This is a genomic window from Peribacillus acanthi (assembly GCF_003073175.1).
Classification (GTDB): domain Bacteria; phylum Bacillota; class Bacilli; order Bacillales; family DSM-1321; genus Bacillus_BN; species Bacillus_BN acanthi.
The window spans coordinates 21,643-29,311 of sequence record NZ_QBBX01000029.1; the positions used below are offsets into that span (position 1 = coordinate 21,643).

General features: G+C 28.1%; 5 protein-coding genes. All 5 read right to left on the reverse strand.

Going from position 1 to position 7,669, the window contains the following annotated elements:
• A partial coding sequence (locus DBX25_RS20885; protein ID WP_276309646.1) for an HNH endonuclease occupies positions 1 to 216 on the reverse strand: 216 nt, incomplete at its 3' end.
• Positions 217 to 591: 375 nt separating this feature from the next.
• Positions 592 to 2,334 carry a hypothetical protein gene (locus DBX25_RS19420; RefSeq protein WP_108672405.1) on the reverse strand — a complete coding sequence of 581 codons (1,743 nt, stop codon included), beginning with the start codon at positions 2,332 to 2,334 and terminating at the stop codon, positions 592 to 594.
• A complete protein-coding gene (locus tag DBX25_RS19425) occupies positions 2,334 to 5,459 on the reverse strand; it encodes a serine/threonine-protein kinase (protein WP_170110150.1) in 3,126 nt (1,041 codons plus the stop codon). The genes DBX25_RS19420 and DBX25_RS19425 overlap by 1 nt, the downstream gene beginning before the upstream one ends.
• A gap of 421 nt (positions 5,460 to 5,880) precedes the next feature.
• Positions 5,881 to 6,369 (reverse strand): CDI toxin immunity protein, encoded by a 489-nt coding sequence (locus DBX25_RS19430; protein WP_170110151.1) that lies wholly within the window; start codon positions 6,367 to 6,369, stop codon positions 5,881 to 5,883.
• Between the two features lie 13 nt (positions 6,370 to 6,382).
• On the reverse strand, positions 6,383 to 7,669 hold a 1,287-nt coding region (locus DBX25_RS19435; protein ID WP_276309647.1), incomplete at its 5' end, for an RHS repeat-associated core domain-containing protein.

Sequence of the window (7,669 nt, forward strand, 5' to 3'; positions counted from 1 at the left end):
TGGAACTAAATTAATTAAGCTGTCTACATGAAAATCTCTTGGCAAATCGCAATCTTTTATTATTTTCTTAAGACCTATCACTTTTTCCTTATAACTTCTAGGAATAATATGATCTAGCTCCATATTTGAAAAGTCTAAAGGGTCTCCAGTATAAAAGCATTTAGAATCATAGACTTCAAATATTGCCCTTCTCAACATTGAATCTTGTAAATTCAATTTTATCAACTCCTATTAAATTCCTCTAATCCGTTTCCAACTCAAAAAATCATATTTTGTTGAATAGAACTTTGAAATACAAAAAAATTTAACATAGTTATATTAAAAATAAACATACCTACTTCAATATAAGCAGTTATATAATGGTTTAATCATGTATTTGTTCTTGTGGACCATTAATTAATTGCGATTAACTTATTCCGAGATTTTCTAAATCATAAAGTTGTTATCAAACATAAGAAAAAAGTCAAAAATTCCCCCCCACCAAAAAAAAGGAAGAGCCAGATATTAATTAGCCCTTCTACAAATACTTATATTACGTTCCATTATTCACCATATAAAATTTCAGAAAACATACATGCGTTAATTCCGTATTTAGATATTCAGCAATTCTTTCTTAATATTTGATACCTCATTTTTTACTCCTATTAATAATTCATCTAATATTATTGTTTGCACCTTTAAGTAACCTTTAGTAATGAATTCTGGGAAAGATCCATTTAGGTCCTCTTTAATAAAATTCAAGTAGATCTCAACTTGCTTTTCATCTAAGTGACTATGCTGAACAGAATTTCTATATACACGCAATCTATTTAAAGCATTCTGTACATCTGGAACTCTAGTTTTAAAATCCCCAAAGAAATATCCTTTAATACCATGTCTTTCTCCTACATCTTTTACAATTTCTCCGATACATCCATATAATTGTGCAGTAAAAGATATAAAAGCATCCAAATTAGTTGCTAATTTTAATTTTTCAATCAAGTGCTCATTATTACATCGATTATTTATTAACCAGCCAGAACCATAGTAATCATTCATTAATAAATCCAAATCTTTTATATAGGCTATTAATTCTTTTAGCTTTTGATTTAAGGCATACTTATTAAGTAATACTCTTTCGAATGTATTATTACTTTCTTGGTAAAGTAGTACTGTAGAGTTCATTAGCTCTATTTTGTACACTTTATTACCAATACAACTAATATTTGAAGCTAAGTCTAAATCATGTTTAAACGGTTTAATAATATATCCATATTTCCTATTAATCACTAAAGTAGGTAGTTTATCTTCTATAGTGTGCTTCACCTCTAAAAAATCAGACGAGTTCGCAATTTTTAATAATTTATCAACTTGCTCCTTTTGATAAGTATTTCTATAATTTCCTGTAAATACAATTACCACTTTAGACTTCGATTTTAACATTCTTTTTAAAGTATTGATCCAAGCATCATTAGGTATAAAATCGTCACTTATAGGTAGTATAAACTCTATCCTACTATAATCTGATTCTAAAATTTCTATACCTAAGATATCTATGTAATCTACCTCTTCGGATTTTAATTTATAATCTAAATCTAATTTCCCGACGCATTCTAAGAACTTTTTATCATAGTTTAGAAACTTAATCCCTTGCAAATCACCCTGTTTAATTTTTTGCTCCATGGATTCTATTCGGAAATCTAAATCATAAACTAGTATTCTGGATTCATTTTCTATAGATTTCAAAACGACTAAATATAATCTCTTAAATTCATCCGGTCTGGAAATGATTTTAGATATTTCAACTAAATTCCCATCAAACTCTGGGTCTTCTTCTTTTTTCATTTCCTTAAAAACATTTCTTACTTTCGAATAATCTATTAAACTTGCATCTTCTTTTAGAAGTAAAGGTTTTACAGTAAATAAATTTATCTTGCTTGTATTTTTTGCCTTTACAAATGTATGATTCTTAATTATTGTTCCCAAATAAGAATCTATATTAATATTTAAATCTACCATCTCTAAATTAGAATATTTACTTTTAAATAATGCCTCTCTACCCTTATCTGTAATTTTACGCGACTTATAATCTATTAATTCCAGTTGAATTAAGTCAAAATAAGCTGAACTTATCAGCCCTTCTTCTAAGGCTAGCATCTCAGAAATTTCTATAATTTCATAACCTAAATTTATTAATTTTAGAGTAAACTCTAATACTATCGGTAAGCCCTTTTCTACAGTTGCTAAACATTTAATTTGCTTCTTAAATATTGGGAAACCCACTTCAAAAATATTAATGACCTTATAGGAAGGAAACTCATTTTTCACTGCTTCATAAACTAAAGATTTACTCATTATAATACCTCCTGAAACAAGCATGTTTCTGGATGTTGATTAATAAAATTAATTATTTTTTTAAAAAATTCACCTTTAGAATTTTGTGATTTTACTACCGTTTTACTATCACCAACTATATACAAACAAGTTTTTGCTCTTGACAGTGCTACATTCAATCTACGATGATCGCTTAAAAACCCGATTTTATTTTCCCTATTTGATCGTACCAAGCTATAAAACACTACATCTGTTTCTGAACCTTGAAACGCGTCTACATTATCTATATGTATATCAATGTTGGACCACTTTGAATCCTTAGGAGATATAATAGAAGTTAATAATTGTTTTTGAGCATTGTACCCAGATATTACACCAATAGATTTATTTAAATCTTTGCTTCTATACAATGAATTTATTCTTTCTAGTTCTTTATATATTATTTTGGCTTCTGCTATATTTCTATAGGATTCTGCGAATTTTTCTTCATTACGATTTCTTAAATTTCCAGTATCCATCCAAATAACATTATCTTTGAAGTCTAGATAGTGTTTTCTACTCTCAGCATCTATTTTAGTTTCAATTTTGTTTGTAGGATAAAACACTTTTTGTATCATAGATGAAATATTCGGATGCATTCGGAATTGTGAGCTAAGAGTATATTTTGATTCCTCTGAAGATTTATTAAAAATATCCTCAAATATACTCTTTTCTAGTTTCTTTACATTAATACCTAATTCCTTTTCTTGAATTAAATTAACTATTGGAGGTAATTGATAATGGTCTCCAACTAAAATGATTTTGTGCCCTAAGAGCATTGGTAAAATAAGTTCTGGTGCTGTGGCTCTCGCTGCTTCATCAATTATCACCCAGTCATATACCAGGTTCCTTAATGTATGTCTTGATGCAATACCCACACACGTAGATGCAACTATTGAAGCCTCTTGAGCAAAAATGTCATCAAATTCATCCATTAATTCTAATCTTGAATGCCAAGATCTTATTATTTCTAAAGTCTTAAACATTCTAGGTTCAGTATTCTCTTCAATTAGTTGCTCTTTATTTTTAAAAGTGAAATTCTTTAAGAGTTTTGACTCATCTACTGTAAGATCTGGTCTAGATAAAAATTTATTTTTAGTATTTTCTATAGATAAATCTTTAACTTCAGTTATCCACTTTTTTAACTGCTCATTTACTAACAAGTTTTTTGATTCTACTGCTATTTTTTCACTATTACCTATACGTATTATTTTTTTATCCTCTTGGGTTTTTATTATGTTTTTTAACAAATGGTCGACTGCAACGTGAGATGGTGAAGTTACTAATACTTTTGATTCGTTGTTTGATAGGAAAATTTGATTAATTATCTCTGTAATTACTGTTGATTTTCCTGTCCCGGGAGGACCTTGAATTAAAAAAATATCGTTTGTATCCAAAGCTCTTTGTACAGCTTTTTTATTTTCAATGTCTATATCTTTATTAACATACTCTATGTCATTAATAGAATTGTTTGTTGTTAATGTAGATGGGTCCAATAAATGTTTAAATAACTCTCTATTAGCGGATTCCCCATTTTTCAAAGATTTTATTGCTCTTCTTAACCTATTATTCATTGTTAATGCTTGAGTCAAATCTATTGAAAGATTGCCGACACTACTTATACTTTCTATATCTAATTGAGGATTAATAGATGTTACTAAAATATCGTCTTTAATATATTTGAATTTACCTACACATATATTATCTTTATTGCTTTTTTGTAAGTTAATAAAATCGTTTTCTTCAATTAATGATATATCTGTATTTAATCCTAGCTTTATTTTCATCTGATTTTTTGAATAATCTATCTCTATATCTTCATAACTACCTATATTTTGTCTTTTATAATTAAAGTCATTTAATAAATCCAAAACATTTTCCCAATTATCAATTAACTTATTAGAATTTTCAACCTCGTCTTGTTTTTTTCGGTGCTCTAAGTATTTTTTATCAATTGCTTTAATTATGAATTCAAAGTTTTTTTGATTACTTACTTTAGGTTTATACAAAGTAATATTCAATCCTGAATTAATTTTAATTCCCTTATTTCTTTCAAATTCATTAGTTGAATAATCATTAATAGTATCTATTTCTTTTACCTCAAAATACCCATCATAATTGTTAGGTCTTAAGATGAATTTTAAGTCTTCCCCTATTAGATAATATGTATTTTTGGATTTATATATTGATACGTCTTTCATTGATTGCCTAACAAAACTCAAGAATTCACTTTCATTATTATTTATTATTACTCCACGCTCATATAGCTTTTTTATCAGATACTTAGGTGTATATATACTTAGTTCACCTTCGAGAAGAGATATTTTTTCCTTAAAAGTATTTAAATCATCTAGAAAATTGTAGCATGTTTTATATCTTTCATTTTTATTTAAAGCTAATGACTTTTTTAATATCTTTTTAACTTCTAAGTCAATATTTATATTTTCTATTTTTTCAGACACTAAATTTTTGTCTAAAGGTGGACATTCTTGAGTTATAAGGAAATAAAAAACTAATCCTATAGAGAAGATATCCGATTGAAAATCTACTTCTGCTCCTGCCATTTGTTCTGGGGAAGCATATTCTTTTGTCATATGATCTTTCAAAGTATAACCTGTATTCATAGCGTGCAAATCTAATATCTTACTAATCCCAAAGTCTATTATTTTTGTCTTTAAATCTTCTGCTACTAGTATATTTGAAGGTTTAATATCTCTATGAATTATATTTTTGTTATGTGCTTCTACCATTCCGTTTAATATTTGTTCCATAATAATCAAAATTTTTTCAATTGCTAAATTATTTTGTTTTACAAATATATTTAAATTATCACCAATGAAGTTCTCCATTACTATATAAAACTTATTATCATCTAGACCTGAATTTACATACTTAATAATGTTTGGGTGATTTAATCTAGAAAGTGCTGCTGCATCCCTTTTAAATACTTCAGATATAAAATCACTTTCAGTATCTACTAATTTTGATTGAAGGATTTTTATAGCTAAAAACTCTTTAGTTTTTCTATGTTTAGCATCGTAAATAATGCTTTGATTACCTCTGGCCAATTCTTCAATAAGAATATACTTATTGTCAATTATATACATAAACAACATCCTCCATTTTCATTTCATAAATAATTTTATAATAAATAACAATTTATTACAAAATATGAAAAATTATAGCATTTTTCTTCTCTTATTTTTATTCATTATGTAGAAATGTAAATACACTGTAGGGGCATCACATTGTATTACGCCAAATAACATGTGCAACACTTTTTTCTTTTCGGAAAACCTTTATTCTATAAATGATCCTCAATAAAGAAACCTTGAATTCCATTAGGAAATCAAGGTTTCTTAGAAAAGGGTATATTGGTTACGCTATTGATGTAAGATGATTAATTTTTAAACAACATTATATTCTCAAATGAGCTTAATTTGTGAAATAAATTTTCCTCTTACATTAATATTTTTGCAAAAAATCCCCAATAGATCATGGTATTTCAAAAATTATACAATGTAAAAATTAATACCATCCTATTGTTATTATATCGTCATGGAAAAATTCTATAATATACTTGGGAGAACGACAATAAACATATTGATCTACTCCGATACTCATAACTTCGTCTAAACTATTTAATATATTTCTTAAATTAGTCTTAGCACATGGGTATTGATCATATGCCAATCTTAAATAAACAGGTTTTGAAATATCAAGACCATTGTTACTTAATATGGATTCTATATTCTTTATTTCATTAAGACCTAAATCAATCTTATTGTGCATTTCATCCCAGTTAATTCTACTCCAAAAGGCAAAAGGGAACGATTCAGAAATTTCTTTTTTAATAATGTTTGTTTCGTACGCATCTAGTATTTCAACCTCATTTTTGTTAACAAAAAGGTCAATAATTTCTTTTCTTTTTCTTTCATCTTCCTGTTCTTTTTGTTTTTCTTGACGTATTTGTATTATTTCTTCTAATCTTTTTTTACGTTCTTCTTTATTCAACATAGCACCTCTTTTATTACCTTTTTTTATTATAAGAATCAATAATTGCTTTATATTGCTTTTCACTTCCTTTAAACGGGATTGCAATTTTATAAGGCTTCCTCTTTCCAATTTTAATATTAATATGAGGCCCTTTTTTAGGATCCCAATCTACCCTCCATTCCCAAGAATCATCTGGAGCTCGCCGACCAATTACTTTTCTATATCCATATGATATTTTCATATCACCGATTCTTGGTACGCTATTCCAAAGATTGATTCTAGCTTGTTTTTCCATTATCTTGAATGCCATATTTCTAGCTTGCTCAAATGAAAAAAGTCCTGGTAAAAATACTTCGCCTGGTTTTAAATGAACTAAGAGTCTACCACCCTTTAACACATAGGAACCTGGTACAACTGGAATTGCAGTAGCTGCAATATCCCAAATAAGATACCCTGCTGCTCTCCACGTGGGATTTTTGATAAATTGATAAGTGCTGTATCCAATCGAAGCCAAATCTATAACTGTTTCTACTACTGTACCTGAAGGATCAGTATACATAACAGGATTATTGCTTCCATAATTATATCCATTTTGTGTAATTGGATTATCTAAATCACCTTTTACTGGATCATGTGATAAGAAAACACCGTTATCAGGATTATAAAATCTTGTCATTAAATAATACATCTTTGTATTTTCATCAAACCTATATCCTGCATAACGATATGGATTCTCTGCAGCTAAAGGACCTTCTTGAGAAGTAATATTTCCCCATGCATCATAACTATATGATGCAACTACATTATTATTAATATCTGTTAAAGCAACGACATCACCACGATGGTTAAATAAATAAAAATAAGTTTTCCCACCGACGGTTATTGTTAAAGGTTGACCATTATTATCATAAGTGTATTCCCTAATAATCGAACCATTTCTATCTGTTTCATAAAGGACTTTACTGCCATCATATAAGTAATTTACTGTTCCGTTAGCTGTAACCGTGCTTTTTCTTTTTCCGTCCTCGTCGTAAGTATAGGTAACAATAACATTACCATTTAAATCAGTAATATCAGTCAATTGATTAAAATCATTAAAAATATATTTTTTTGTGCCGTCACTCTTCAAGTTTCCGTTGTCATCGTAGAGATATACATTATTTCCCACTCTAGTAAGTTGATTTGAATTATTGTACTCATAATCAACTGTAGAAGTAACTCCAGATTCAAAGGAACTCTTGTAACCGTCAACCCCGATTGGACACTTTTTGCTCATTAGCGCTGAACACTTTTTAATCTTTGAAAATCCTTTGTTGGTTCT